Annotated in this window: 24 protein-coding genes; 16 read left to right on the top strand and 8 right to left on the bottom strand. The window is 71.3% G+C overall.

The features are described from left to right. Positions 1-20 precede the first annotated feature (20 nt). The 3 genes from pufM (at position 21) to G4G93_RS19500 (ending at position 2,520) form a co-directional block, all read left to right on the top strand. Positions 21-1,001 (top strand): photosynthetic reaction center subunit M, encoded by a 981-nt coding sequence (pufM, locus tag G4G93_RS19510; RefSeq protein ID WP_165086495.1) that lies wholly within the window; start codon positions 21-23, stop codon positions 999-1,001. Then, on the top strand, positions 998-2,044 hold the full coding sequence (pufC, locus tag G4G93_RS19505) for a photosynthetic reaction center cytochrome PufC (RefSeq protein WP_165086493.1): 1,047 nt from the start codon (positions 998-1,000) through the stop codon (positions 2,042-2,044). Before pufM ends, pufC begins: the two co-directional genes overlap by 4 nt. Positions 2,045-2,343: 299 nt before the next feature. After that, the gene (locus G4G93_RS19500) at positions 2,344-2,520 is read left to right on the top strand and encodes a hypothetical protein (protein WP_206289885.1); all 177 of its coding nucleotides are present in this window, start codon (positions 2,344-2,346) and stop codon (positions 2,518-2,520) included. 250 nt (positions 2,521-2,770) lie between these two features. Here G4G93_RS19500 and G4G93_RS19495 read toward each other — a convergent pair whose 3' ends face one another. The 8 genes from G4G93_RS19495 to G4G93_RS19460 all read right to left on the bottom strand — a co-directional run bounded on the left by G4G93_RS19495 (position 2,771) and on the right by G4G93_RS19460 (position 11,169). Continuing rightward, positions 2,771-4,312, bottom strand: a complete 1,542-nt coding sequence (locus tag G4G93_RS19495) for a cytochrome c (protein ID WP_165086491.1) — start codon at positions 4,310-4,312, stop codon at positions 2,771-2,773. 35 nt (positions 4,313-4,347) lie between these two features. Then, complete coding sequence (locus G4G93_RS19490; protein WP_165086489.1) at positions 4,348-4,632, bottom strand: hypothetical protein; 285 nt, start codon at positions 4,630-4,632, stop codon at positions 4,348-4,350. A gap of 234 nt (positions 4,633-4,866) precedes the next feature. Next, positions 4,867-5,355 (bottom strand): TspO/MBR family protein, encoded by a 489-nt coding sequence (locus tag G4G93_RS19485; RefSeq protein WP_395412133.1) that lies wholly within the window; start codon positions 5,353-5,355, stop codon positions 4,867-4,869. Then, positions 5,352-6,530, bottom strand: coding sequence for a geranylgeranyl diphosphate reductase (locus tag G4G93_RS19480; protein ID WP_165086487.1), 1,179 nt, complete (start codon positions 6,528-6,530; stop codon positions 5,352-5,354). Before G4G93_RS19480 ends, G4G93_RS19485 begins: the two co-directional genes overlap by 4 nt. A 45-nt stretch (positions 6,531-6,575) precedes the next feature. Next, the gene (locus tag G4G93_RS19475) at positions 6,576-7,955 is read right to left on the bottom strand and encodes a BCD family MFS transporter (protein WP_165086485.1); all 1,380 of its coding nucleotides are present in this window, start codon (positions 7,953-7,955) and stop codon (positions 6,576-6,578) included. Then, a complete protein-coding gene (gene chlG / locus G4G93_RS19470; protein WP_165086483.1) occupies positions 7,952-8,866 on the bottom strand; it encodes a chlorophyll synthase ChlG in 915 nt (304 codons plus the stop codon). The genes G4G93_RS19475 and chlG overlap by 4 nt, the downstream gene beginning before the upstream one ends. A 93-nt stretch (positions 8,867-8,959) precedes the next feature. Then, positions 8,960-10,372, bottom strand: coding sequence for a transcriptional regulator PpsR (ppsR, locus tag G4G93_RS19465; RefSeq protein ID WP_165086481.1), 1,413 nt, complete (start codon positions 10,370-10,372; stop codon positions 8,960-8,962). An 80-nt stretch (positions 10,373-10,452) separates the two neighbouring features. Next, positions 10,453-11,169, bottom strand: coding sequence for a B12-binding domain-containing protein (locus G4G93_RS19460; protein ID WP_165086479.1), 717 nt, complete (start codon positions 11,167-11,169; stop codon positions 10,453-10,455). A gap of 437 nt (positions 11,170-11,606) precedes the next feature. Between G4G93_RS19460 and bchF the strand changes: the two genes are divergently transcribed. From bchF to puhE, 13 genes are all read left to right on the top strand, one after another. Then, positions 11,607-12,098: a 2-vinyl bacteriochlorophyllide hydratase gene (bchF, locus tag G4G93_RS19455; RefSeq protein WP_165086478.1), complete on the top strand. Its 492-nt coding sequence runs from the start codon at positions 11,607-11,609 to the stop codon at positions 12,096-12,098. Beyond that, the gene (locus G4G93_RS19450; protein ID WP_165086476.1) at positions 12,095-13,393 is read left to right on the top strand and encodes a ferredoxin:protochlorophyllide reductase (ATP-dependent) subunit N; all 1,299 of its coding nucleotides are present in this window, start codon (positions 12,095-12,097) and stop codon (positions 13,391-13,393) included. The genes bchF and G4G93_RS19450 overlap by 4 nt, the downstream gene beginning before the upstream one ends. Positions 13,394-13,397: 4 nt before the next feature. Then, a complete protein-coding gene (gene bchB / locus G4G93_RS19445; protein WP_165086474.1) occupies positions 13,398-14,933 on the top strand; it encodes a ferredoxin:protochlorophyllide reductase (ATP-dependent) subunit B in 1,536 nt (511 codons plus the stop codon). Beyond that, positions 14,908-18,615: a magnesium chelatase subunit H gene (locus tag G4G93_RS19440; protein ID WP_165086472.1), complete on the top strand. Its 3,708-nt coding sequence runs from the start codon at positions 14,908-14,910 to the stop codon at positions 18,613-18,615. Before bchB ends, G4G93_RS19440 begins: the two co-directional genes overlap by 26 nt. After that, the gene (bchL, locus tag G4G93_RS19435; RefSeq protein ID WP_165086470.1) at positions 18,612-19,505 is read left to right on the top strand and encodes a ferredoxin:protochlorophyllide reductase (ATP-dependent) iron-sulfur ATP-binding protein; all 894 of its coding nucleotides are present in this window, start codon (positions 18,612-18,614) and stop codon (positions 19,503-19,505) included. Before G4G93_RS19440 ends, bchL begins: the two co-directional genes overlap by 4 nt. Continuing rightward, positions 19,505-20,206: a magnesium protoporphyrin IX methyltransferase gene (gene bchM, locus G4G93_RS19430; protein WP_165086468.1), complete on the top strand. Its 702-nt coding sequence runs from the start codon at positions 19,505-19,507 to the stop codon at positions 20,204-20,206. Before bchL ends, bchM begins: the two co-directional genes overlap by 1 nt. Beyond that, positions 20,203-21,609 carry a BCD family MFS transporter gene (locus G4G93_RS19425; RefSeq protein WP_165086466.1) on the top strand — a complete coding sequence of 469 codons (1,407 nt, stop codon included), beginning with the start codon at positions 20,203-20,205 and terminating at the stop codon, positions 21,607-21,609. Before bchM ends, G4G93_RS19425 begins: the two co-directional genes overlap by 4 nt. 99 nt (positions 21,610-21,708) lie before the next feature. Further along, the gene (gene puhA, locus G4G93_RS19420; protein ID WP_165086464.1) at positions 21,709-22,500 is read left to right on the top strand and encodes a photosynthetic reaction center subunit H; all 792 of its coding nucleotides are present in this window, start codon (positions 21,709-21,711) and stop codon (positions 22,498-22,500) included. Then, entirely contained in the window at positions 22,497-23,120 is a 624-nt protein-coding gene (gene puhB / locus G4G93_RS19415; protein ID WP_165086463.1) for a photosynthetic complex putative assembly protein PuhB, read from the top strand. The genes puhA and puhB overlap by 4 nt, the downstream gene beginning before the upstream one ends. Positions 23,121-23,129: 9 nt before the next feature. Continuing rightward, positions 23,130-23,579, top strand: a complete 450-nt coding sequence (gene puhC / locus G4G93_RS19410) for a photosynthetic complex assembly protein PuhC (protein WP_165086461.1) — start codon at positions 23,130-23,132, stop codon at positions 23,577-23,579. Beyond that, positions 23,579-23,878 (top strand): hypothetical protein, encoded by a 300-nt coding sequence (locus G4G93_RS19405; RefSeq protein WP_165086607.1) that lies wholly within the window; start codon positions 23,579-23,581, stop codon positions 23,876-23,878. Before puhC ends, G4G93_RS19405 begins: the two co-directional genes overlap by 1 nt. Then, a complete protein-coding gene (gene acsF / locus G4G93_RS19400) occupies positions 23,875-24,936 on the top strand; it encodes a magnesium-protoporphyrin IX monomethyl ester (oxidative) cyclase (protein WP_165086459.1) in 1,062 nt (353 codons plus the stop codon). Before G4G93_RS19405 ends, acsF begins: the two co-directional genes overlap by 4 nt. Positions 24,937-24,943: 7 nt before the next feature. Then, positions 24,944-25,726 (top strand): putative photosynthetic complex assembly protein PuhE, encoded by a 783-nt coding sequence (gene puhE / locus G4G93_RS19395; RefSeq protein ID WP_165086458.1) that lies wholly within the window; start codon positions 24,944-24,946, stop codon positions 25,724-25,726. The last annotated feature ends 6 nt before the right edge of the window (positions 25,727-25,732 follow it).

Genomic DNA, 25,732 nt, shown 5'->3' with positions numbered 1-25,732 from the left:
TTCAGAAGGCATCCGCCGCCATGGGGTACTACCAGAACATCTATACCCAGGTTCAGGTCCATCCGCTCCACCCCGAAGCCGGCGTCGAGATCCCGGAGATCGAGAACCGCCTCGGCAAGGGGGGCTTCAACTACCTCGCCGGCCTGGTCGGCAACGCGCAGATCGGGCCGTTCTATCTCGGCACCCTCGGCACGCTGTCGCTGGCGAGCGGCTTCATCGCCATCGAGATCATCGGCCTCAACATGTGGGCCTCGGTGAACTGGGACCCGATCCAGTTCATCCGCCAGCTGCCCTGGCTCGCCCTCGAGCCGCCCCGACCCGAATACGGGCTCCAGATCCTGCCGCCGCTCGCCGAGGGCGGGTGGTGGCTGCTCGCCGGCTTCTTCCTCACCGCCTCGATCCTGCTCTGGTGGGTGCGCCTGTTCCGGCGCGCCCAGGCGTTGGGCATGGGCTACCACGTGCCCTGGGCCTTCGCCTCGGCGATCTGGCTCTACCTGGTGCTCGGCTTCATCCGGCCGATCCTGATGGGGAGCTGGAGCGAGGCGGTGCCGTTCGGGATCTTCCCGCACCTCGACTGGACCGCGGCGTTCTCGCTGCGCTACGGCAACCTGTTCTACAATCCGTTCCACATGCTCTCGATCGTCTTCCTGTACGGGTCGACGATGCTGTTCGCCATGCACGGCGCCACCATCCTGGCGGTCAGCCGCTACGGCGGCGAGCGCGAGATCGAGCAGATCGTCGATCGCGGCACCGCGACCGAGCGCGCCGCCCTGTTCTGGCGCTGGACCATGGGCTTCAACGCCACGATGGAATCGGTCCACCGCTGGCTGTGGTGGTTCGCGTTCCTCACCACGCTCACCGGCGGCATCGGCATCCTGCTCACCGGTACCGTGGTCGACAACTGGTATCTCTGGGCGGTCAAGCACGGCGTCGCGCCGCACTACCCGCAGATCTACGGCCCGGTGGTGGATCCGCTCGCCAGCCCGGGAGGCACGCCATGAAGCTCGCGCTCCAAATCCTCGGCGTCGTGGTGGCCGTGCTGCTCACCGGCGCGATGTTCGGCACCGCAGGCTGGGAGCGGCCCCCGGTCCGCTCCGAGCAGACGGGCTTTCGCGGCACCGGCATGGTGCAGGTGCAGAATCCCCGCACGCTCGCCGTCAAGCTCGACGAGAACGTCGCACCTGCGCCGCAGGACCCGGTCCCGCCCGGCGGCGAGCCCGCCACGCAGGCCTACCAGAACGTCAAGGTTCTGACGGACCTGTCGACCGATCAGTTCAACCGCGTGATGGCCTCGATCACCGAGTGGGTGGCGCCCGAGCAGGGCTGCGCCTATTGCCACAACGTCGAGAACATGGCCGACGACAGCGTCTACGCGAAGACGGTGGCGCGCTCGATGCTTCGCATGGTCCGCCACATCAACGCGGACTGGCAGAACCACGTCGGTCAGACCGGCGTGACCTGCTACACCTGCCACCGCGGCAACCCGGTGCCGAAGGCGGTCTGGCACGACAATCCGGGCCCCCCGCATGCCCAAGGCTTCGCCGCCCGCGACAACGGCCAGAACCATCCGGCGCCTGAGGCCGGCCTGTCCTCGCTCAACTACGACCCCTTCCAGGGGCTGCTGGACGACAAGGACATCGACCAGAACGCCATCCGGGTCGCGGCCCGCACGGCTCTGCCGACGAGCCCGTCGAAGCCCATCCAGACGGCGGAGAAGACCTATGCCCTGATGATCCACATGGCGGAGGGCCTCGGAGTCAACTGCACCTACTGCCACAACAGCCGCGCCTTCTCCTCCTGGGAGGAGAGCACCCCGAAGCGCGTCACCGCCTGGCACGGCATCCGGATGGTGCGCGACATCAACGGCAACTACATCACCCCGCTGACCCCCGTCCTGCCCGAGGCCCGCCTCGGGCCCGAGGGCGACCCGCCGAAGGCGAACTGCACCACCTGCCACCAGGGCCTGGCCAAGCCCCTCAACGGCGCGCAGATGCTCAAGGACTACCCTGAGCTCGCCGGAGGCCCGATGCCGAAGGCGCAGTAGAACCACCACCCACGATCCGCCACCCATCACCAGGCCCCGGTTCCGAGAGGAGCCGGGGCCTTCTCGTCTCTCGTCTCAACGATGACACGCAATCGATTGCCTGCGATCGAACCATCGATCCGGCCAATATCGGACTGCGAGATCGATGGGTCATCTCACGGCGATTTGCCGCATCGGCACATTGTCAGTTTCGAGGAGTTGGAGTGACACGTGCGACGGCGGTTCGCTGCCCGTGCGCCCGTCAACCCCCGCCCCATGAGCTGCGGCGTCATGAGGGCATTCTCTCGGAGGCAACGGCCATGGGCGATTCCGGCCTGATCTACATGCTCGCCTTCACGACCTTCGCGCTGGTCATCCTGTTCCTGATCTGGCAGCGCATGCGCGTCCAGCGCGCCAAGGAGACCGGCGAGCGCTCCAGCTTCACCGACCATCACGGCGGCACCCCACGGCCGCACCAGGGGGTGGATCCGCGGTGAAGCGAGCGGACGTCTCGAAACGGCTTGTTTGGTAATGCACGGCACGTCGTGCGCGTGACCCTCCCCCCGTCTGCGGGGGGAGGGTGCCCCGCGGATGCGGGGCGGGAGAGGGGCAGCGCGACGCTGATCCAGGGGGCGCCCGTCAGACCGATTCCGCCTCATCCGGAAGCGTCGTCCCCTCTCCCGACCCCTGCTGACGCCGGGGCCACCCTCCCCCGCAGAAGGGGGAGGGTTTGACGACGAGCTTCCCTCACTTCTCCGCCCGGGTCGGGCTCTTGAGCTGCCCGTAGACCACGCCTGCGAAGCTGCCGATCGTCGTCGGCCAGTCGAGCCCGGTCGTCTTGTGGTCGGCCACCTGGCAGAACGTGGCGGTCAGCCCGTTGACCAACTCGGCTGAGGTCGCCTGCGGGGCGGCCTGGCGCACGGCCGGGAGCAGGGTGGTGACGCGGGGCAGCATCTGCTCGGCCTTGAGGTCCTTGAGCTGGCCCGCCGCATCCGCCTGCTTCAGGGCCTCGACGAGGGTCGGATTCGAGACCGTCTCGCAGGGGGCGTTGCCGGCGAGCATCGTCTGGGTCTCGGAGCGCAGGGACGCCACCTGGCCGGGCTCGGCGGTCGGCGGGGCCTGGTTGCCGAAGGTCTGGCGGACGTAATTCGTCACCGCCGCCACCTCCGCGTCGGTCATGCCGACGCCGACCGCCGGCATCGCCGCGTATTCGCCCTTGGCGTCGAGGCCGCCGAGGATCACCCGAATCACCGTCTCGGGGCCCTTGGCCAGCACCGCGCCGTTGCCGGCCAGCGCCGGAATCGCCCCCGGCATGCCCTGGCCGTCCGGCCGGTGGCAGGCGACGCAGCGATTCAGGTAGACGTCGGCGCCGGGCGCCGCGGAGGCCTCCTTGAAGTCCGATTTCACGTCCGGCGTGTAGGTAGGCTTCGGCGCCAGGGTCTTGAGATAGGCGGCGATGGCGCGCACGTCGCCGTCGCTCAGCTTGCTCAGGCTGTCCTCGATCACCTGGCGCATCGGCCCGGCGACCACGCCGGCCCGGCCCGGCGCGGCGCCGGTCTTGAGGTAGGTGAAGAGCTGGTCCTCGCTCCACAGGCCCAGGCCCTCCTTGTCGTCGCCCGACAGGTTCGGCGCGTACCAGCCGTCGATCGTGCCGCCCTCGAGGTATCCGCTCCATTGCGAGGATCCGACGAGCTTGCTGCCGTTGTGGCAGGCGCCGCAATGGCCCGGGCCCTCGACCAGGTAGGCGCCGCGATTGACCTGCTCGCTCGCCTTCGGGTCGGGCTTGAAGCGTCCGTCCGTGAAGAAGGCGAGGCGCCAGGCCAGCAACCCTTCGCGGATGCTGAACGGGAACGCGATGTCGGCGGGTTTGCGCGGCGCGTTCACCGGCTCGAGGGAGAACAGGTAGGCCTTGATGGCCGTCACGTCCTCGTCGGTGATGCGGGTGTACCAGGGGAACGGGAAGGCGGGGTAGAGGTAGCTGCCGTTCTTGGTGATGCCCTGGTGCATCGCGCGCTTGAAGTCGTCGTCGCTCCAAGAGCCGATGCCGGTCTCCTTGTCGGGAGTGATGTTCGGTGTCGCGAGCTTGCCGATGCCGCCCGGGAAGTTGATGTAGAGCCCGCCCGCGAAGGGCTTGCCGCCCGGCGCGGTGTGGCAGGCGACGCAATCGCCCGCGGTGGCGAGGTAGCGCCCCTTCTCCACCAGGTCGGAGGAGGCCGGCTGCGCCAGGGCCGCGCCGGCCGCGAGGGCGAGCGCGCTGGAGCCGAGCAGGACGTTGAGCGTACGACGCATGTGGCTTCCCTCCGAGGAGTTATGGGCCCGAGGAGCTATGGGCGAGGAGTCCGGGGGGCCGCGGAGCGCAGCCGCAGCCAGAGATCGGCGACGTGGGCGGCGCCGGCGCCTGCGAGCGCGACCGCAATCCAGTGTCCGGGCGCGCCCGCCAGCACGGCGCGTAGGCCCGCCATCAGGCAGGCGCCCGAGGCGAGGTTGACGAGGAGGGCGCCCCGGCCCGGCCCGGAGCGGCGGCGCCACAGGAGGAGCAGGCCGGCCTCCGCGGCGACGATCAGCAGCGCGGCGTCGACGATGTGGCCGCTCGTGAGGAGGTCCGGCACGCGTGAATACTCCTGCCCGCTCCGAAGATGCGCAGTCGATCGGGGAAGTAATCTAGGACAGGCGAGGGTCCAGCCCTGCAAACCCGGAAACAGGGTGTGCGATCGCCGAAAACGCGCCACGGTTCACGATGTCGCATCAGCGTCAACCCGGCCTCGTGCAATTCCATCGCCCGCTAGGCGAAGTGTCCGGGCGATGTCGCGGGCGGCCGGCATGCACCGGCCGCCCACGACTGCTCAGAACGGCCCGTTGAGGCGCACGATCGACCAGTTGAGGCAGGCGGCGATCCCGACCCAGACCAGGTAGGGGAGGAGCAGCACCGCCCCCAGGCCGGAATGGCGCCCGACCACGACGATCAGCAGGGCCACCGAGAGCCAGAGCGCCGCCACCTCGACGAGCGCCCAATCGGGCCGCTGCAGGCGGAAGAACACGCCGCTCCAGGCGATGTTGAGCACGCCGTTGAGCGCGAAGGCGGCGAGCAGCCAGGCGCGGGCGGGACCCTCCGGCGCGGCGTTCCAGGCCAGCACCCCGGCGATGGCGGTCAGCGTGAAGATCGTGGTCCAGACCGGGCCGAACGCCCAGTCGGGCGGCTTCCAGGACGGGACCTGCAAGCTCCGGTACCAGGGGCCGAGCGCGGTGAGCCACGCGCCCGCCGCGGCCACGACGATGGCCGAGACGGCCGCCACCAGGATCGGGCCCCAGCGGTCCCCGAGCGCGTCGATCACGGCGAGACCCAGCGGAACAGGTGGGCGAGATCCTTGAAGAAGATCCGCGCGTGTGCGGCGGGTTTTGCCCGCACCAGTTCCTTGTTCATGTAGGCGTCCCAGGTGAGCGATTGCACGTCGGGGTCGCGGCAGATGCTGACGAAGCGTTCGCGCAGGCCGTCATTGCGGTACCAGACGCTCTGCATCAGCCGCAGGATCCAGAATACCCGGCCATGCGCCTTGAGGAAGCGGCGCCGCGCCTGGGCCAGGGCCCGGGCGTCGCCGGTGGCGAGGAAGGCGTGTGCCGCCTCCGCCGCGAGGCGCCCGCCGAACATCGCGTAGTAGATGCCCTCGCCCGAGGCCGGGGCGACGAGGCCGGCGGCGTCGCCGGTGAGCAGCACGTCGCGCCCGTTGTCGAAGCGCGAGAGCGGCTTCAGCGGCAGCGGCGCTCCCTCGCGGCGCAGCGTCTCGCCGCCGTCGAGCCCGGTCGCGGCGCGAAGCCGCCCGACCGCGCCGCGCAGCGAGAACCCTTTTCGGGCACTGCCGGTGCCGATGCTCAGCGTGTCGCCGTGGGGGAAGATCCAGGCGTAGAAATCCGGCGACAGGACGCCCTGGTAGTAGACGTCGCAGCGCGCGCCCTCGAAGGCGCCGGACGCCGGGGTGCGCACGATCTCGTGGTAGGCGAAGACCTGTCGCATCCGGGCATGGGCCGGGATCTCCTGGCGCCCCACCGCCGAGTTGGCGCCGTCGGCCCCGATGACGAGGCGGGTGCGCAGGGCCTCCTCGGTGCCCTCCGTCGTGCGGTAAAGCACCGTGACCGGGCCGTCGCCGGCGCGGGTGAGGCGAAGATACGTGCCGGTCACCCGCTCGGCGCCGGCGAGCGCGGCGCGCACCCGCAGCCACTCGTCGAAGGGCCCGCGATCGACCATGCCGACGAAGCCCTCGCCGACCGGCATGTCGACCGCGCGATCCCGCGGCGAGACCATGCGGGCCGCGCGGATCTTGGCCACCAGGAGGTCGTCGGGGATCGCGAAGTCGCGGATCAGGCGGGGCGGGATCGCGCCGCCGCAGGGCTTGATGCGCCCGGCCCGGTCGAGGAGGACGACCCGGCGCCCGAGCCGCGCCAGATCGGTTGCCGCCGTCGCCCCGGCCGGTCCCCCTCCCACCACCACCGCGTCGAGGATCGTCTCGTCCATGGCCGTGCCTCCCGTCCGGGCCGGGTCCGGCCGGATCGTTGTTCGTCAGATCGCGGATTGTACCGACAGGGAGCCGAGCGGCCGCGCGCTCGTCCCGGGCCGCCCGATCCGGTACGCCAACCCGGCGGCGACGAGGAACAGCGCCGCCTCGGTGACGAAGACCGCCGCGTAGGCCGGCACCACGGTGCCGAAGGCGAGCCGCGCGAGGTCGACGCCCGCCGCGCCCAGGAAACCGCCGAGCCCGAAGGCGAGCCCTTGCGCCGCGCCCCACACTCCCATGCGAGTGCCGTGGCGGCTCTCGCCGTCGGCCGTGCCGCCGGTGCCGGCGAGCGCCATCATCGAGCCGATCGCCGCGACCGCGAAGATGCCGTTGAACAGGCCGAGCCCGGCCACGCAGGCGCGCAACGGCGTGGCGGGGCCGGCAAGGCCGCAGGCCGCGATGCCGGCGAGCGCCACGGCCGAGCCGAGGCAGCCGGTGACGGTCCAGAGGCGCAGGGAGGCCAACGGCCCGCGCCCGTTGGCGGTGACGAGGGCAACCAGTATCATGCCGGCGAGCACCCCGCCGTTCTGCAGGCCGGAGAGCTTGGTGGTGGCCCCCGGCGACATCGCGAAGACCAGGCCGGCGAAGGGTTCGAGGATCAGTTCCTGGGCGCTGTAGGCGAGCATCGCCAGGAACACGAAGACCGTGAAGCGGCGCGCCTCCGGCTCGGCCCAGACCTCGGCGAGCACCTGAGCGAAGGGAGCTTGGGCTAAAGGAGCTTGGGCTAAGGGCGCTCGGGCGATGGGCCGCGCCGGCCCGGGCCGGGCGGGGACGGCGGAGCGGCCCGGCTCGACGCCCCACAGGGCGACCACCGCGACCAGGAAGGCGATCAGCGATACGCCGCCCGAGACCGCGACGAGGCGGGCGGAGGAGAAAGGGTCGAGCAGGTGGCCGGCAGTCGGCGCGGTGACGACGAAGCCGGCGATCATCATGATCCAGACGATCGTCGCGGCGGCACCCCGGCGGTGGGGCGCGACGCCGGTGGAGAGCAGCACCAGGAGCGAGGTGCCGGCCGCCCCGACCCCGATGCCGACGGCGAGGAACGACGCGACGAGGAGCGCGTAGCCCGCGACCGGTTGCGCGGCGACGAGCACCGTGCCGAGGGCGGCGCCGACGCCGCCCAGCGCCAGCAGCGCCATGCCGCCGACGATCCAGGGCGTGCGGCGCCGGCCGAGATCCGAGCCGTAGCCCCAGCGCGGGCGCAGGACCTGCACGGTGTAGTGCAGGGCCACGAGCCCGCCGGGCAAGGCGGCGGGCAGGGCCAGCTCCACCACCATCACCCGGTTGAGGGTCGAGGTGATGAGCACCACGATGGCGCCGAGCGCGGTCTGGACGAGGCCGAGGCGCAGGATGGTGCCCCAGCCGAAAGTGGACGGCGCACTCACGCGAGGCCTCCCCGGAGTGCCAGCGCCGCGGCGAGCATGCCGAGCACGTAGAGGAGCGTGCCGGTGCCGTTGTACCAGGCCGCCCGCCCGCGCGGATCGGCGAGGAAGCGGCGCATCAGCAGGCCCTGGCCCGCGAGGAGCACGGCGACGAGGCCGGCATACCAGGGCGCCCCCCAGGCGACGAGCGCCGCGACGACGACGGCTTGCGGCGCCGCCATCACCCAGCAGGCGAGCCGGGCGGCGGAATCCGCTCCGAGCTGGACCGGGAGCGAGCGGATGCCGGTGCACCGGTCGCCCTCCATCGACTTGAAGTCGTTGAGGGTCATGATGCCGTGGGCGCCGAGGCTGTAGAGACCGGCGAGCAGCAGGATCCGCCCGTCCGGCAGGGCCGATCCCATCACGGCGGCGCCGGTGAACCAGGGCAGGCCCTCGTAGCAGAGGCCGCAGGCCGCGTTGCCCCACCAGCCGTCGCGCTTCAGCCGCACCGGCGGCGCGCTGTAGAGCCAGGCGAGGGCGAGCCCGAACAAGGCCGCCCCGAGCACCCACGGCCCGAGCATGGACGCCACCGCCAGCGACAGCCCGGTCCAGGCCATGGCGATCGCGAGGCCCCAGCGGCCCGGGATGCGTCCCGACGGGATCGGCCGACCCGGCTCGTTGATCGCGTCGACGTGCCGGTCGAACCAGTCGTTTGCCGCCTGGCTGGTGGCGCAGACCAGGGGACCGGCGAGCAGGATGCCGGCGATCACCACCGGCCAGCGCCCCTGGACCGCGACGCCGGAGGAGACCACCCCGCAGGCGAAGGCCCACATCGGGGCGAACCACGTGATCGGCTTCAGCAGTTCCAGCAGCGCCCGGGGCGCCGGAACCGCGTGCGGCGTGATCAGGGGCTTGATCAGAGGCTCGGTCGTCATGCCGAGAGGGTGTGACGCCCCCGGGAAAGTGTCAAGCAAACTTTACACTGGCGCGCCTGCCGTCGCGGGATCGTGCACGCCCGCCCTTCGGGCTTACTCCTCGCGCTCGTCCGGCTCGTCCGCGCCGTCGAGGTCGCCGAGGCCGTAGCGGCGCATCTTGGCGTAGAAACCCTGCCGACTCAGCCCGAGCATCTCGGCCGCCGAGGCGCGGTTGTCGTTGGTGATGCGCAGGGCCGCCTCGATGCACAGCCGCTCGATCAGGTCGGTGGTTTCCCGCACCAGCGCCTTCATCGAGACGCGGCCGACGAGCTCGGTCATGTGCTCGACCGAGCGCGGCAATTCGCGCCCGCCCGGGGTCGCGGCGGCGACGCGCCGGGGCAGGGTGCGCACGGTGAAGCCGAAGCACGGCCGATCCCCGCCCGGCACGGAGACCGCCGCGACCTCGACCTCGTCGACCGCGCCGAACTCGCCGCGCATCACGGTCGCGAAGTGGCGCACCGAGCCGTGCTCGGCGAGCGTCGTGAACAGGGCGCCGATCTCGGCGCCCTCGCGCCCGAGCCAGCGCTCGATCGGTTCGCCCTTGGCCTGGTGCTCGGTCGCGAGCTGCGCGAGGTCGAGGAAGGCGGCGTTGACCCCGATGATGCGCCGGTCGCGGTCGGTGACGACGAAGCCCTCGGGCATCGCCTCGATCACCTCGATGGCGCCCGAGCGCATCGCGGCCGGACTCGCCGCCGGAGCCCGGGCGTTGAGGCGCACCAGGATGCTCGTCCCGGCCTCCTCGCGGAACAGGGTGGCGGAGACCCGCGCCTCGCCGCGCCTCTGCGCCAGGCGGGCGGTGAGGTCCTCGGCCTGGCCGGTGAGGCGCAGGCCGACGAGGAGCGACTGCACGGCGCGGCCGCCCTCGGGCTCGAACAGGTCGACGAGGTCGCGCCCGACGATGCGCTTGACCGCCCGGCCCAGGAGCCGGGCCGCGGCCGGGTTGATCTCGGTGATTCGGCGCGTGCCGGCATCGACGATCAGAATCGGCTCGCCGGCGAGCTGGAACAGCACCCGATAGCGCGTCTCGGCCCCACGCAGGCGGGCGTAATCGCGCTCAAGGGCCTGCTGCGACTCGGCCAGCCGCTGCTGCAGCGCCGAGAGCGCGCGCAGGTCGCGGCCGATCACGATGATGCGGTCGTCGTCGGGGATGCGCAGGGCCGCGTAGCGGATCGGCACGTCGGCGCCGCCCTGCGCGGAAGGGTGGTTGACCTGGCGCCAGCGCGTCACCGCGCCGGGCTCGGCATCCTCCAGCAGGCTCAGCACCTTGGGCCGGCTCTCGACCGTCACGGTGTCGATCCAGCGCCGCCCGAGCCAGGTCTCGCCCGCCTCCTCGGACAGCCCGTCGGCTCCGAAGGCGGCATCGCGGATCACGCCGCTGCCGTCGACGACAAGGGACACGTCGCTGGCAGCAGCGACGAGGCTGCCCGTCGTCCGGGGGTCGAGGCGGGAGACGGCGTCTCGCAGCACCGCGAAAGATTCCTTCGCAGCAGGGCTCACGGGTCTGTTCAAGGGTCACCAACATACACCGACCGCATCGAACAGGTCTTTCAGCAGGCTCTAATCCGTAGATCAAGCAAGCTTTGCACGATTTCGGGCGCATCGCGGGCGTCGTCGACAGCCGCATCGGCGCCGACGAGCCGGACCCGGTCGGGCCGGCCGTGGAAGGCGGGCCCGCCGACGATCACCCGCAGGTCGCGGTTGCGCGAGGCGCGCCGCAGCACCGGGACCGCCGCGACCAGCCGGTCGAGGCAGACGTCGCAGGAGAGCGACAGCCCGACCACGTCGAACCACTCGGCCCGCAGGCGCTCCAGCGCGTCGGCGAGATGGTTGTCGACGCTCGTCGTCACCTCCCAGCCGGCCTCGGCGAAGAAATGCGCCGCCAGGGTCAGCCCGAAGGTATGCGTCTCGGCCGGTGCCGGCACGAGCAGCACCCGCCGGCTCGCGGGATCGACCGGCAGCGGGTCGAGGCAGAGGGTCTCCAGGTCGTGGACGAGGCGGCGCAGCCGCGCCATCGCGGTCGTCACCTGGACGAAGTCGCAGGCATCCTCCTCCCAGAGCCGGCCGATATGCCGGGCGGTCGGCGCCATCAGGCCGACCAGCACCTCCGCCAGCGGCATGCCGCCCTCAAGGAGGTCGCGGATCTCCGGCAGCGCGTTGCGGTCGGCTTGCGCCAGCATCAGGGTGGCCAGCCGGCCGATGTCGTCGGTGTCGGCGAGTCGCCCTGACGGGCGGCGCGGCCTGATCTCGCTGCGATGCGCAAGCATCAGCCGCGGGATGATCTCCGCCTCCACGACCTGCGCGAGGTCGTCCCGCCAGCGCGGTTGTCGATATACTCCACCCAAGTTTCGGCCGAGAATGCACCCCTCGCGAAACGTCCGCTCGCGGGCCTTGGGCCTGTCGCCCGGCAAGGCGCCGGACTGTATTTGATCTCCCACCGGCGCCTCCCCGATGCGCAGGAAAACCGGGCTTGTTCGACGTTGTGTCGGCTTTTCTACGTTGGGAGCGTCGTCGCGAGGGCGACGTCATCCGGATTCATTCCAGGATACAGGTCCGGCGTGCCACCGCAAGGCTCATTCGCATGCCCTCCGCGAGACTGTCATCGGTTTTGAGTGTCAATCCAGATTGACACTTGGAGGCCGCCGGTCCTAGCTTCCTTCATCGGCACCCGCCGCAAGCGCGGGGCGAGACGAGGGCAGGCGCGATGGCGACGTCCATGGACCGGCCGTTTCTCTACAGCGAGGCCGAGCGGCGTCGCCGGGACGCCTCGCCCTGGACCATGGTCCAGGGCGTGCTCGCCCCGCTGCAGTTCGCGGTGTTCCTGGTGAGCCTCGCCCTGGTCCTGCGCACGCTCGCGACCGGGGAGGGAGCGGCGCTCGCCAACGCCTCCGTGGTGGCCAAGACCCTCGCCCTCTACGCCATCATGGTGACCGGCTCCCTGTGGGAGAAGGCGGTGTTCGGGCGCTACCTGTTCGCCTCGGCCTTCTACTGGGAGGACGTGGTCAGCATGCTGGTGCTGGCGCTCCACACCGCCTACCTGGTGGCTCTCGCCACCGGGGCGCTGGGCACCGCCGGGCTGATGCTGCTGGCGCTCTCGGCCTACGCCACCTACCTCGTCAATGCCGGCCAGTTCCTGCTCAAGCTCCGCGCCGCCCGGCTGCAGGCGCCGGCTCATGCCGCGGGGGCTGCGCGATGACGGCGCTGGCTTCCCCCCTCCAGGCGCCGGTCCCCTGCGGGCAAGAGGCCCGCCAACAGACCCGTCATGAGATCCGTCACGAGCGCGGCCAGCGGGCGGTGTTCTGCGGGCTCACCGGCATCGTCTGGCTGCACCGCAAGATCCAGGATGCCTTCTTCCTGGTGGTCGGCTCGCGGACCTGCGCCCACCTGATCCAGTCGGCGGCCGGCGTGATGATCTTCGCCGAGCCGCGCTTCGCCACCGCGATCATCGAGGAGCGCGACCTCGCCGGCCTCGCCGACGCGCACGAGGAGCTCGACCGGGTGGTGCGCCGCCTGCTGGAGCGCCGGCCCGACATCCGGCTCCTGTTCCTCGTCGGCTCCTGCCCGTCGGAGGTGATCAAGCTCGATCTCGGCCGTGCCGCGGCAAGGCTCTCGGGCACCTTCGCCCCGGACGTGCGGGTCCTGAGCTATTCCGGCAGCGGCATCGAGACGACCTTCACGCAAGGCGAGGATGCCTGCCTCGCCGCCCTGGTGCCGGATCTGCCCCGGGGCAGCGACGCGTCGCTCCTCGTCGTCGGGGCGCTCGCCGACGTGGTCGAGGACCAGTTCTCGCGGCTGTTTTCCGATCTCGGCATCGCCGACGTGCGCTTCCTGCCCGGGCGCCGCGCCGCCGACCGGGCACCGGTCGGCCCGAACACCCGCTACCTGCTCGCCCAGCCCTTCCTCACCGATACCGCCCGGGCGCTCGAGGATCGCGGCGCCACCCGCATCCCGGCCCCGTTCCCCCTCGGCGCCGAGGGCACGACCCTGTGGCTCGCGGCGGCGGCCCGCGCCTTCGGGGTGTCGCCCGCCCGCGTCGTCGCGGTGACGGAGGCCGGCCGGGCCCGGGCGGCCAAAGCGCTCCAGGCGCACCGGGCCGGTCTTGCCGGGCGCCGGGTGTTCTTCTTCCCCGATTCGCAGCTCGAAGTGCCGCTCGCCCGTTTCCTGTCGCGGGAGATGGGCGCCGAGCTGATCGAGGTCGGCACGCCCTACCTGCATCGCATCCACCTCGCCGAGGAGCTGGCGCTGCTCCCCGACGGCACGGCGGTGACCGAGGGCCAGAGCCTCGACGACCAGCTCGACCGCTGCCGGGCGGCACGGCCCGACCTCACGGTGTGCGGCCTCGGCCTCGCCAACCCGCTCGAGGCGGAGGACCTGGCGACCAAGTGGTCGATCGAGCTCCTGTTCACCCCGATCCAGGGCTACGAGCAGGCCGGCGACCTCGCCGGGCTGTTCACCCGACCGCTTGCGCGCCGCGCGCGACTGGAGGGCTAGAGACATGCAGCTCACGCTCTGGACCTACGAGGGCCCTCCCCATATCGGCGCCATGCGGGTCGCCACCGCGATGCGCGGCCTGCACTACGTGCTGCACGCGCCGCAGGGCGATACTTACGCCGACCTGCTCTTCACCATGATCGAGCGGCACGGCGCCCGGCCGCCGGTGACCTACACCACCTTCCAGGCCCGCGACCTCGGATCCGACACCGCCGAGATCTTCAAGCAGGCGGTCGCCGCCGCCTATGGCCGCTTCCGGCCCCAGGCGATGATCGTCGGCGCCTCCTGCACCGCCGAATTGCTGCAGGACGATCCGGGCGGGCTATCGAAGGCGCTGGGCCTGCCGATCCCGGTGATCCCGCTGGAACTCCCCGCCTATCAGAAGAAGGAGAACTGGGGGGCGTCGGAGACCTTCTATCGTCTCGTGCGCACCCTGGCCCCTGCCGCGCCCGCCCCGGAGCGGGTTCGTGCGAGCTGCAACATCCTCGGGCCGACCTCGCTGGGCTTCCGCCACCGCGACGACCTGCGCGAGGTGCGCGGGCTCCTCGGCGACCTCGGCATCGCCGTCAACGTGGTGGCGCCGCTCGGCGCGACGCCGGCCGATCTCGGGCGGCTGGGCCAGGCCGCCTTCAACGTCGTGCTCTACCCGGAAGTGGCCCGCAGCGCGGCGCAATGGCTGGAAAAAACCCACGGCCAGCCCTTCGTCGAGACCACGCCGATCGGCGTGAAGGGCACCACCGCCTTCATCGAGGCGGTGGCGGCGCTCGCCGGGATCGATCCCGCGCCGGTCCTCGATGGCGAGGGCTCGCGCCTGCCCTGGTACTCGCGCTCGGTCGATTCGACCTATCTCACGGGCAAGCGCGTCTTCGTCTTCGGCGACGCCACCCATGCGGTCGCGGCGGCCCGGGTCGCGGCGCGCGAGATCGGCTTTTCCGTCGTCGGGCTCGGCACCTATTCGCGCGAATTCGTCCGCGAGGTCCGGGCGGAGGCCGCCACCCACGGCATCGAGGCCCTGATCACCGACGATTACCTGGCGGTCGAGGCGGCGATCGCCGCGGCGCAGCCGGAACTGGTGCTCGGCACCCAGATGGAGCGCCACATCGCCAAACGGCTGGGCGTCCCCTGCGCGGTGATCTCGGCGCCGATGCACGTGCAGGACGTGCCGGCCCGCCACGCGCCGCAGATGGGGTTCGAGGGTGCGAACGTGCTGTTCGACACCTTCGTCCACCCGCTGATGATGGGGCTCGAGGAGCACCTGCTGGCGATGTTCCGGGACGATCCCGAGTTCCACGACGGGGTCGCCCCCTCGCATCTCGGCGGTCGCCCGCGCGAGGAGGCCGGGACCGTCGTCGCGGCCGCGCCAGCCATCGCCGCGACGCCGGTGGTCTGGTCGATCGAGGCCGAGCGCGAGCTGAAGAAGGTCCCGTTCTTCGTGCGGGGCAAGGCTCGCCACAACACCGAACGCTTCGCCCGCGAGCGGGCGCTCCCGCTCATCACCGTCGAGACCCTGTACGATGCCAAAGCGCATTTCAGCCGGTGACGGACCGGGCGCGCTGCCGGAGCTGCGCGTCGTCATCGTCACCCTCGACAACCACCTCGCCGGGGCGGTGGAGCGGGCGCGCCGGGTGCTGGCCGAGAGCGCGCCCACCCTCGTCCTCGGCTTCCACGCCGCCGCCGAGTGGGACACCGATCCGGCGGCCCTCGACGCCTGCCGGGCCGACATCGCCCGAGCCGACATCGTGCTCTCGGCGATGCTGTTCATGGACGAGCACGTCCGGGCGGTGCTGCCGGCCCTCCTCGCCCGCCGCGCCGCGTGCGACGCGATGGTGGGCTGCCTCTCGGCGGCCGAGGTGGTTCGCACCACCCGGATGAACCGCTTTGCCATGGACGGCTCGCAGCGCGGCGCGCTCGACTTCCTCAAGCGGCTGCGCGGCAAATCGGGTCCCGGCGGCGCGAGCAGCGGTGGCGCGCGCCAGATGGCGCTGATCCGCCAGATCCCCCGGATCCTGCGCTTCATCCCGGGGTCGGCCCAGGACGTGCGGGCCTATTTCCTGACCCTGCAATACTGGCTCGCCGGCTCGGACGAGAACGTCGTCAACCTGGTCCGCTTCCTCGCCGGCCGCTACGCCGCGGGACCTCGCGCCGCCTGGCGCCGGCACCTCTCGGCCGCCGAGCCCCTGAGCTACCCGGAAACCGGCCTCTACCACCCCCGCATGACCGAGCGGGTGACCGAGCGCCTCGACCGGCTGCCGGCCTCCGGCAAGGCGGGACGGGTCGGGCTCCTGCTGATGCGCTCCTACGTGCTCGCCGGCAACACGGCGCATTACGATGGCGTGATCGCCGCCCTGGAGGCGCGCGGGCTCACGGTCGTTCCGGCCTTCGCCAGCGGGCTCGACAACCGCCCGGCGGTCGAGAAATTCTTCCTGCGCGACGGCCGGCCGGCCATCGACGCGCTGGTCTCGCTCACCGGCTTCTCCCTCGTCGGTGGGCCGGCCTACAACGACGCCGCCGCGGCGAGCGCGATGCTGGCGCGGCTCGACGTGCCCTACCTCGCCGCGCAGGCGGTCGAGTTCCAGACCCTGGAGCAATGGGAGGCCTCGGCCCGCGGCCTGTCGCCGGTCGAGGCGACCATGATGGTGGCGATCCCCGAACTCGACGGCGCCACCGCCCCGATGGTGTTCGGCGGCCGCGCCGCCGGTGGGGCTGAGTCCCGCGACATGGCGGTGCACCCTGAGCGCGCCGCGCGCCTCGCCGACCGGGTCGCCCGTGTCGTTTCCTTGCGCTCCCGCGCCCGGGCCGAGCGCCGGATCGCCGTGGTCCTGTTCAACTTCCCGCCGAATGCCGGCGCCACCGGTACCGCCGCCTTCCTCTCGGTCTGGGACTCGCTCCACCGCGTCCTGCAAGGGCTGAAGGCGGACGGCTATTCGGTCGAGGTGCCCGAGACCGTCGACGCCCTGCGCGCCCGGGTTCTGGAGGGCAACGCCACCCGCTACGGATCGCCCGCCAACGTCGCCCACCGCATCTCGGCCGACGACCATGTGCGGCGCGAGGCCCATCTCGCCGAGATCGAGGCGCAATGGGGCCCGGCGCCGGGCCGGCACCAGAGCGACGGCTCGTCGATCCTGGTGCTCGGCGCCCAATTCGAAAACGTCTTCGTCGGGGTGCAGCCGGCCTTCGGCTACGAGGGCGACCCGATGCGCCTGCTGTTCGAGCAGGGCTTCGCGCCGACCCACGCCTTCTCGGCCTTCTACCGCTACCTGCGCGAGGACTTTTGTGCCGATGCCGTCCTGCATTTCGGCACCCATGGGGCGCTCGAATTCATGCCCGGCAAGCAGACCGGGCTGTCGGCGGCCTGCTGGCCCGAGCGGCTGATCGGCGCTCTGCCCAACGTCTACCTCTACGCCGCCAACAACCCCTCGGAAGGCACGCTCGCCAAGCGCCGCATCGCCGCGACGCTGGTGAGCTACCTGACGCCGAGCCTCGCCCAGGCCGGGCTCTATCGCGGGTTGATCGACCTCAAGGCCTCCCTGGAGCGCCGCCGCGCCCTGCCGCCGGAGGATGCCGCCGAGCGGGCGAAGCTCGCCGTGCTCATCCACGGCCAGGCTTCCGGCCTCGACCTCGCGGAGGGCGACGGCTGGGGCGAGGACGCCGAGACCCGCATCGCCGATCTCGCGGTCCGGCTGATCGAGCTCGAACACACCCTGATCCCGCACGGGCTGCACGTGGTCGGGCAGGGCACGCCGCCGGAGGAGCGGATCGACCTGCTCCTGGCGCTGGCCGAATCCGTCCACGGCCTCGCGCCGGACCGTGCCGTGATCGCCCGGCTGGTGGCCGGCGCCGCTCCCGAAGACGTCACCGGTCCCGACGCCGACGATGCCACCCAGGCCGCCTTCCGGGCGCTCGCCGAGACCGACCGGCTGCTCGCCGAGGACCACGAAATCCCGGCTCTGCTGCGGGCCCTCGACGGCCGCTTCATCGCCCCGGTCTCCGGCGGCGACGTGCTGCGCTCGCCCGCGATCCTGCCGACGGGGCGCAACCTGCACGGCTTCGACCCCTACCGGATCCCGAGCGCCTTCGCGCTCGTCGATGGCCGGGCCCAGGTCGAGAAGCTGCTTGCCCGCCACGCGGCGGATGGCGGCGCCTATCCGGAGAGCATCGCCTTGGTGCTCTGGGGCAGCGACAATCTGAAGAGCGAGGGCGCGCCGGTCGCGCAGGCGCTCGCGCTCATGGGCGCCGCACCCCGCTTCGACGGTTACGGCCGGCTCTGCGGCGCGGTGCTGATCCCGCTCGAAGACTTGCGCCGCCCGCGTATCGACGTGGTGGCGACCCTCTCGGGAATCTTCCGCGATCTGCTGCCGCTCCAGACCAAGCTGCTCGCGGAAGCCGCCTGGCTCGCGGCCAGCGCCGACGAGCCGGAGGCGATGAACTTCGTGCGCAAGCACGCGCTGGCCCACCAGGCGGCTCAAGGCATCGATCTCGAAACCGCGGCCCTCCGGGTCTTCAGCAACGCCGAGGGCGCCTACGGCGCCAACCTCAACCACCTCGTCGATTCCGGGCGCTGGGAGGACGAGACCGAGCTGTGCGAGACCTTCTCGCGCCGCAAGAGCTTCGCCTACGGCCGCTCCGGCAAGCCCGAGCCGCGCCGCGCCCTGATGCAGGCGGTGCTCGCAGGGGTCGACCTCGCGTACCAGAACCTCGATTCGGTCGAGGTCGGGGTGACCAGCGTCGACCATTACTTCGACGGGCTCGGCGGCATGGCCCGCGCCGTGGCGAAGGCCCGGGGCACTTCGGTGCCGGTCTATATCAGCGACCAGACCCGCGGCGAGGGCCGGGTGCGCTCGCTCTCCGAGCAGGTGGCGCTCGAGACCCGGACCCGGATGCTCAACCCGAAATGGGTCGAGGGGATGCTGGGCCACGGCTACGAGGGCGTGCGCCAGATCGACCAGCACCTCACGAATACCGTGGGCTGGTCGGCCACCACCGATCAGGTCGCGCCCTGGATCTACCAGCGCATCACCGAGACCTACGTCCTCGACGAGGCGATGCGCGAGCGCATGGCGGCGCTCAACCCCGCCGCCTCGGCCAAGGTCGCCCATCGCCTGATCGAGGCGCATCGGCGCGGCTTCTGGACCCCCGACCCCGAGACCCGGGCCGCGCTCGACCGGGCCGAGGAGGCCCTCGACGACCGGCTCGAAGGCATCACCGCGGAGGCTGCCGCATGAACATCGCGATCCGAAACCCCGTCCCGGCGCGCCGGGAAGAAGGCAGCCTTCAGGTCGCCCTCGATCCGGACATCCGCATCGAGACCGCCAAGGTCTTCGCCGTCTACGGCAAGGGCGGCATCGGCAAGAGCACGACCTCGTCGAACCTCTCGGTCGCCTTCTCGAAGCTCGGCAAGCGCGTGCTCCAGATCGGCTGCGATCCGAAGCACGATTCGACCTTCACGCTGACCAAGCGCCTGGCGCCGACCGTCATCGATGCCCTGGAGGCGGTGCAGTTCCATTCGGAGGAGCTGCGCGTCGAGGATTTCGTCGTCGAGGGCTATAACGGCGTGCGCTGCGTCGAGGCCGGCGGTCCCCCTGCCGGCACCGGCTGCGGCGGCTACGTCGTCGGCCAGACCGTGAAGCTCCTCAAGGAGCATCACCTTCTGGAAGACACCGACGTGGTGATCTTCGACGTGCTGGGCGACGTGGTCTGCGGCGGCTTCGCCTCGCCGCTCCAGCATGCCGACCGGGCGCTCATCGTCACGGCGAACGACTTCGATTCGATCTTCGCGATGAACCGGATCGTCGCGGCGATCCACGCCAAGTCGAAGAATTACGGCGTGCGCCTCGGCGGCGTCATCGCCAACCGCTCGGCCGAGACCAACGAGATCGACCGGTTCAACGACGCGGTCGGCCTCAAGCGCCTGGCGCATTTCCGCGATCTCGACGTGGTGCGCCGCTCGCGCCTGAAGAAGGCGACCTTGTTCGAGATGGATCCCTCGCCGGAATTGCTCGCCGTGCAGGCCGAGTACCTGCAACTGGCGGAGCAGCTCTGGGCCGGCGTCGACCCGCTCCCGGCGGTGCCGATGAAGGATCGGGACCTGTTCGAATTTCTCGGGTTCGATTGATGACCAGCCCCACCTACGACACCCGCCGGGCCCAGCTCGAGACCTATTTCGACCGCACCGCCGTCGAGGCCTGGGCGCGCCTCACCTCGGACGCGCCGGTGAGCCGCATCCGCGCCACCGTGCGGGCCGGCCGCGACGCGATGCGGGCGGAACTCCTGTCCTGGCTCCCCGCCGACCTCTCCGGCCGGCGCCTGCTCGATGCCGGCTGCGGCACCGGCGCGCTCGCCGTCGAGGCGGCGCGGCGGGGCGCCGAGGTCGTGGCCATCGACGTCTCGCCGACGCTGGTCGATCTCGCCCGCGAGCGCACCGCGAGCCTCCGGCTCCCGGGCCGCCTCGATTTCCAGGTCGGCGACATGCTGGACGAGGGACTGGGGCGCTTCGACCACGTCGTGGCGATGGATTCGCTGATCCATTACCGCACCCCCGACATCGTCCGCGCCCTCTCGGCGCTGGCCCGGCGCACCGACGCGTCGGTGCTGTTCACGGTCGCCCCGCGCACGCCGCTGCTGACCGTGATGCATGCCGCCGGCCGCCTCTTCCCCCGCGGCGACCGGGCGCCGGCGATCGAGCCGGTCGGGGAGCGTTCCCTGCGCCGCCGCGTCGCCGCCGATCCGGGATTGTCGCCCTTCACGCTGGCCCGCAGCCGGCGGATCAATTCCGGCTTCTACCTGTCCAACGCCCTCGAACTGGTGCGCCGATGAGCACGGCGAGCCGCCTCGCCCGGGCGCTGGCTGAACTCGGGCCCCGCTACCTGCCCTTTGCGGATGCCGCAACGGCGGAACTGCCGCTCGGCCGCTTGCTGCGCCTGTCGCTGTTCCAGGTCACGGTCGGGATGGCGGCGGTGCTGCTGATCGGCACCCTCAACCGGGTGATGATCGTCGAGCTCGACGTGCCGGCCTGGATCGTCGCCGTGATGCTGTCGCTGCCGCTGCTGGCCGCCCCGTTCCGGGCGCTGGTGGGCTTCCGCTCCGACAGCCACCGCTCGGTCCTCGGCTGGAAGCGCGTCCCCTACCTGTGGTTCGGCACGCTGCTGCAATTCGGCGGCTTCGCCATCATGCCGTTCGCGCTGCTGATCCTGTCGGGGGACACGACCGGCCCGATCGTCGTCGGGCAGGTCGCGGCGGCCCTCGCCTTCGTGCTCGTCGGCGCGGGCTTGCACACCACGCAGACGGTGGGGCTGGCGCTCGCCACCGACCTCGCGCCGCCCCATGCCCGCCCGAAGGTGGTGGCGCTCCTGTGCGCGATGCTGCTCGCCGGCATGATGGCGAGCGCCGTGGTGTTCGGGCTGGCGCTCCACAACTTCTCGGCGATAAGGCTGATCCAGGTGATCCAGGGCGCGGCGCTCGCCACCCTCGTCCTCAACGGCATCGCCCTGTGGAAGCAGGAGCCGCGCGACACCTCCCGCAAGTCCGCTCCGGCGCGCCGCTTCGGCGAGGCGTGGGAGTCCTACGCGACCCAGCCGCAGGCGCGGCGGCGCCTGATCGCCACCGGTCTCGGGACGGCGGGGTTCAGCATGCAGGACATCCTGCTCGAACCCTATGGCGGCCAGATCCTGCACCTGCCGGTCGCCGCGACGACGGCGCTCACCGCCGTGCTCGCCATCGGCGGCGGCATCGGGCTGCTGACCGCGGCGCGCTGGCTCAACCGCGGCGGCGATCCGTTCCGGGTGGCGGCCGCCGGGGCCGTCGTCGGCATCGCGGCCTTCTCGGCGGTGGTCTTCGCCGCGCCCCTCGGCTCCGGCGGGCTGTTCGCCTGCGGCGTCGCGCTGATCGGCCTCGGCGGCGGGCTCTTCGCCCACGGCACGCTGACCGCCTCGATGGCCGGCGCGGCCCCCGAGCAGACCGGCCTCGCGCTCGGCGCCTGGGGCGCCGTCCAGGCCTGCGCCGCGGGCCTGGCCATCGCGGCGAGCGGCATCCTGCGCGACGCGGGCTCGGCGCTGGCGGTCTCGGGCCGCCTCGGCGAGGCGCTCTCCGAGGCGTCCACCGGCTACCTCGTCGTCTACCACATCGAGATCGGGCTGCTCTTCGCCACCCTGGTGGCGATCGGGCCGCTGGTGCGCCGGCCCGATCGCGCCCCGCTCTCCGCTCGTCCGGCCCTGCCCTAGAGCAGCGCCCGCGCGCCGCTCCAGGTTTCTGATTTGACCGCATTTTCTTCGACGAACCGGTGTCCACTTCGCCGGAAAATGCTTTGGAAGGAGACCATCATGCCCAAGGGTGCCCTCACAGGCTATCTCGACGTCGCGCAAGTGGTGCTCTACGCCTTCTGGATCTTCTTCGCAGGCCTGGTCTTCTACCTGCGCCGCGAGGATCGCCGCGAGGGGTATCCACTCGAATCCGAGACCCATGGCGGCCTCAAGGGCTGGGACTGGCTGTTCCTGCCGTCCCCCAAGACCTTCCTGCTGGCCGACGGCTCGGCCGTGCTGGCGCCCCGCCCGCACGAGGGCCCGGTCGGGGAGCTCAAGGCCGTCAAGCTCGAACCCTGGCCCGGCGCCCCGATCGTGCCGACCTCGACCGACGATTCGCGGCTTGCCGACGGCGTCGGCCCGGGCGCCTATGCGCTCCGCGCCGAGCGGCCGGACCTGACCTGGGAGGGCAAGACCCGCATCGTGCCGATGCGCGTCGCCGACGAGTTCACGGTCTCGGCGGACGATCCCGATCCGCGCGGCATGCCGGTCTACGGCGCCGACGGCGTGCTGGCCGGCACCGTCACGGAGATCTGGATCGATCGCGGCGAGTCGCTGCCGCGCTACTACGAGATGGAACTGGACGGCGCCCGCGACCGCACCGTGCTGATCCCGGTGACCTTCGCGGACGTGAAGCGCTTCAGCCGGGACAAGAAGATCGTCGTCGCGGCCCTGCTCGCTCGCCAGTTCGCCGGCGTGCCGCAGCCGCGCGACCCCGACAGCATCACCCTGCGGGAGGAGGAGCGGGTCATCGCCTATTACGGCGCCGGCACGCTCTACGCCACCGACAGCCGCCAGGAGCCCCTGCTGTGACGGACCTGCTTCCTCACGGGCTGCCCGGCCCGCTGCCCAAGGGCGAGCGCCTGCTGTGGCAGGGCCGCCCGGCGTTCTTGAGCCTCGCGCGCCGCGCCTTCCACGTCGACCTCGTGGCGCTCTATTTCGGCGGGCTCGCGGCCTTCCAGGCGTTCTCCGCCGGACGGGCCGCCGCGGCCTGGCCGGTGCTGCTCGCCGGAGCCCTGGCGCTCGTCATCCTGTTCGCGCTGGCCTGGGGCGCCTGCCGCACCACGGTCTATACCTTGACCGACAAGCGGCTGATGCTGCGCATCGGCATCGCGCTGCAGATGGACATCAACCTGCCGCTGAGGGAGATCGAGGGCGCTGCCTTCCGCCGGCTCCGTGACGGCAGCGGCGACCTGCCCCTGCGGCTGAAGCCCGGCGTGCGGCTCGCCTACCTGCATCTCTGGCCGCATGCCCGGCCCTGGCGCCTGACCCGGCCCGAGCCGATGCTGCGCTGCGTGCCCGAGGCGGAAGCCGTGGCCAAGCGCATCGCCACGGCGCTCGCCGAGGCGAACGGCCAGCCGGTTCAGGCACTTCCGCCGGCACCCGTCGCCAGCCCCGTCCTGCCGGGCCGCCTCGCGGCGGCGGGCCACTAGGAGGCCGCGATGGCACACGACATTCCGGTCTCGCGGCCGCTCCTGCGCAGTGCCGGCCTCCTCGTCGCCTTCTCGCTCGCCGCGGTGGCGTTCGGGCGGTCTAGCGGCGTCGGGGTCACGCAGATGCCGCCGGCTTCGGCCGTCCAGGTGCTCGACCTCGCGGTCGAGGACCGGCCGGACGGCCGCGTCGATCTCCGCAACGCCGAGAGCGGGCGCCTCGTCGCCGAGGTGCAGCCCGGCGCGGACGGGTTCCTGCGCGCCACCTTGCGGGTGATGGCCCAGGCGCGCCTGCGCGAGGGCCTGTCGCGCGACCCGCCGTTCCGGCTCACCCGCTGGGACAACGGTACGCTCACGCTCGACGACGTCGCGTCGGGCCGGCGGATCAACCTCGAAGCCTTCGGGCTCGACAACGCGGTCGCCTTCGCGCGGCTGCTCCAACAGGGGAGGGGCGCATCGTGATGCACTGGTTGGGCGGCAAGCGCCGCATCGAGGTGCCGTGCACGGTCGAGATCGAGCAGACCGCCGAGAGCCTGCACGCCCATGTCACGCTGGACGGCGGGCTTCTCATCGCCCCGGGCGACGAGGTGACGGTGCACGACGCGCCGACCTCCGTTCCCTACGGCGACCGGATCGTGGTGCGCCGCACCGCGACCGTGGTGCGTGCCGGCGCCATGGAGCGCCTGTGGACCCGCATCGCGGGCCATTTCGAGCTCACCGAACTCTACGAAGTCAGCTTCTCGGAAAGGACGCGGCTATGAGCGCGACGACCCTGAAGACCCCGAACGAGAGCACCCAATCGGCCCAGGAAACTACGTTCCTGAGCCCGCGCTTCTACACCACCAACTTCGAGGAACTCGACCGCACCAATGTCGAGCCGGTGCGGGCCGAGTGGGACGTGCTCATCGCCGAGATGCGCGCCGACCCCAACAAGCGCCACTTCGTGCGCAATTCCGACTTCGACCTCGACCTGTCGGGCCTCGACCCGGAGCTGCGCAAGGAGTTCCTCGACTTCCTGGTCTCGTCCATCACCGCCGAGTTCTCGGGCTGCGTGCTCTATGCCGAGATGCGCAAGCGCGCCAAGAACAAGGACATTCGCGAGCTGTTCGGCTTCATGAGCCGCGACGAGGCCCGTCATGCCGGCTTCATCAACGACACGCTGAAGGATTTCGGGGTCGGCATCGATCTCGGCTTCCTGACTAAGGCCAAGAAGTACACCCACTTCCGGCCTAAATTCATCTTCTACGCGACCTACCTGTCGGAGAAGATCGGCTATGCCCGCTACATCACGATCTTCCGCCACCTTGAGCGCCATCCGGACAAGCGCTTCCACCCGATCTTCAAGTGGTTCGAGAAATGGTGCAACGACGAGTTCCGGCACGGCGAGGCCTTCGCGCTGCTGATGCGCGCCAACCCGAAGCTGCTGACCGGCATCAACTATTACTGGATCAAGTTTTTCCTGCTCGCCGTGTTCTGCACCATGTACGTGCGCGACCAGTGCCGGCCGGCCTTCCACAAGGCGCTCGGGGTCGATCCGAAGGAGTACGACTTCCAGGTCTTCGCCATCACGTCCGAGATCTCGCGCCAGGTCTTCCCGCTCACCCTCGACATCGACCATCCGGGCTTCCGGGCCGGGCTCGAGCGGCTGCTCTCCTGCGCTCGCGGCATCGAGGAGGCGAAGGCGCGGGGCGGGCTCGTCGGCAAGCTCAAGCATGCCGGCCATGCCGCCAGGGCGGCCTTGGCCTTCGGGCGGCTGATGGTGATGCCCGCCAAGGCCAACCCGATGCCCGCGCAGATCCGCCTCAGCCCCGCCTGGTAGCGCCCGAATGTCCGACTACGCCGCGCCGATCGTCTATGCCGTCGTGATCTGGTGGTTTCTGACCGGGGCGATCCTCTGGCTGAACCACCGGCCGCGCCGGACCCATGCCTGGAGCTTCGGCGCGACGACCGTAGCGCTCTTCGGCGCGCTGTGGGTGATCGCCTGGAGCACCAACCAGGAGAGCGAGGCGGGGGCCTACGCGGCCTTCACGGCGGCTTTGATCGTCTGGGGCTGGCAGGAGATGGCCTTCTACATGGGCTATGTCGCCGGCCCCCGGCGGACCCCGGGGGCGCCCACCGACCGGGGCCTCGCCCGCTTCGGCGCGGCGGCGGCGACCAACCTCTGGCACGAGGCGGCGATCATTCTGGGGTTTGCCGCCATCGCCTGGCTGACGGCGGGCGGCCCGAACCGGATGGCGTTGTGGACCTACCTGGTCCTGTGGGGGATGAACCTCAGCGCCCGCCTCAACCTGTTCCTCGGCGTGCGCAACCTCAACGCCGAGTTCCTGCCCGAACACCTGCGCTATCTCGGCAGCTTCTTTCGGCGCGCGCCGATGAATGCGCTTTTCCCGGTGGCGATGATCCTCGCCACCGGCTTCCTCCTGGTGCTGCTGCACCCCGCCGTCACCGAGAGCGCCTCGGCCTTCAAGCGCTCCGGCCACACCATGATGGCGACCCTGATGGCGCTCGCCATCCTGGAGCACGGCTTCCTGATGCTGCCGCTGCCCTCCGCGGCGCTCTGGGGCTGGGGGCTGCCCGCCCGCCGCCCGGGAGCCGACGCCGCACCCTGAGCCAGA

Origin of the sequence: Methylobacterium sp. DB0501 (genome assembly GCF_011043735.1) — a bacterium.
Lineage (GTDB): Bacteria > Pseudomonadota > Alphaproteobacteria > Rhizobiales > Beijerinckiaceae > Methylobacterium > Methylobacterium alsaeris.
This window is presented reverse-complemented; position numbering and strand designations above follow the sequence as displayed.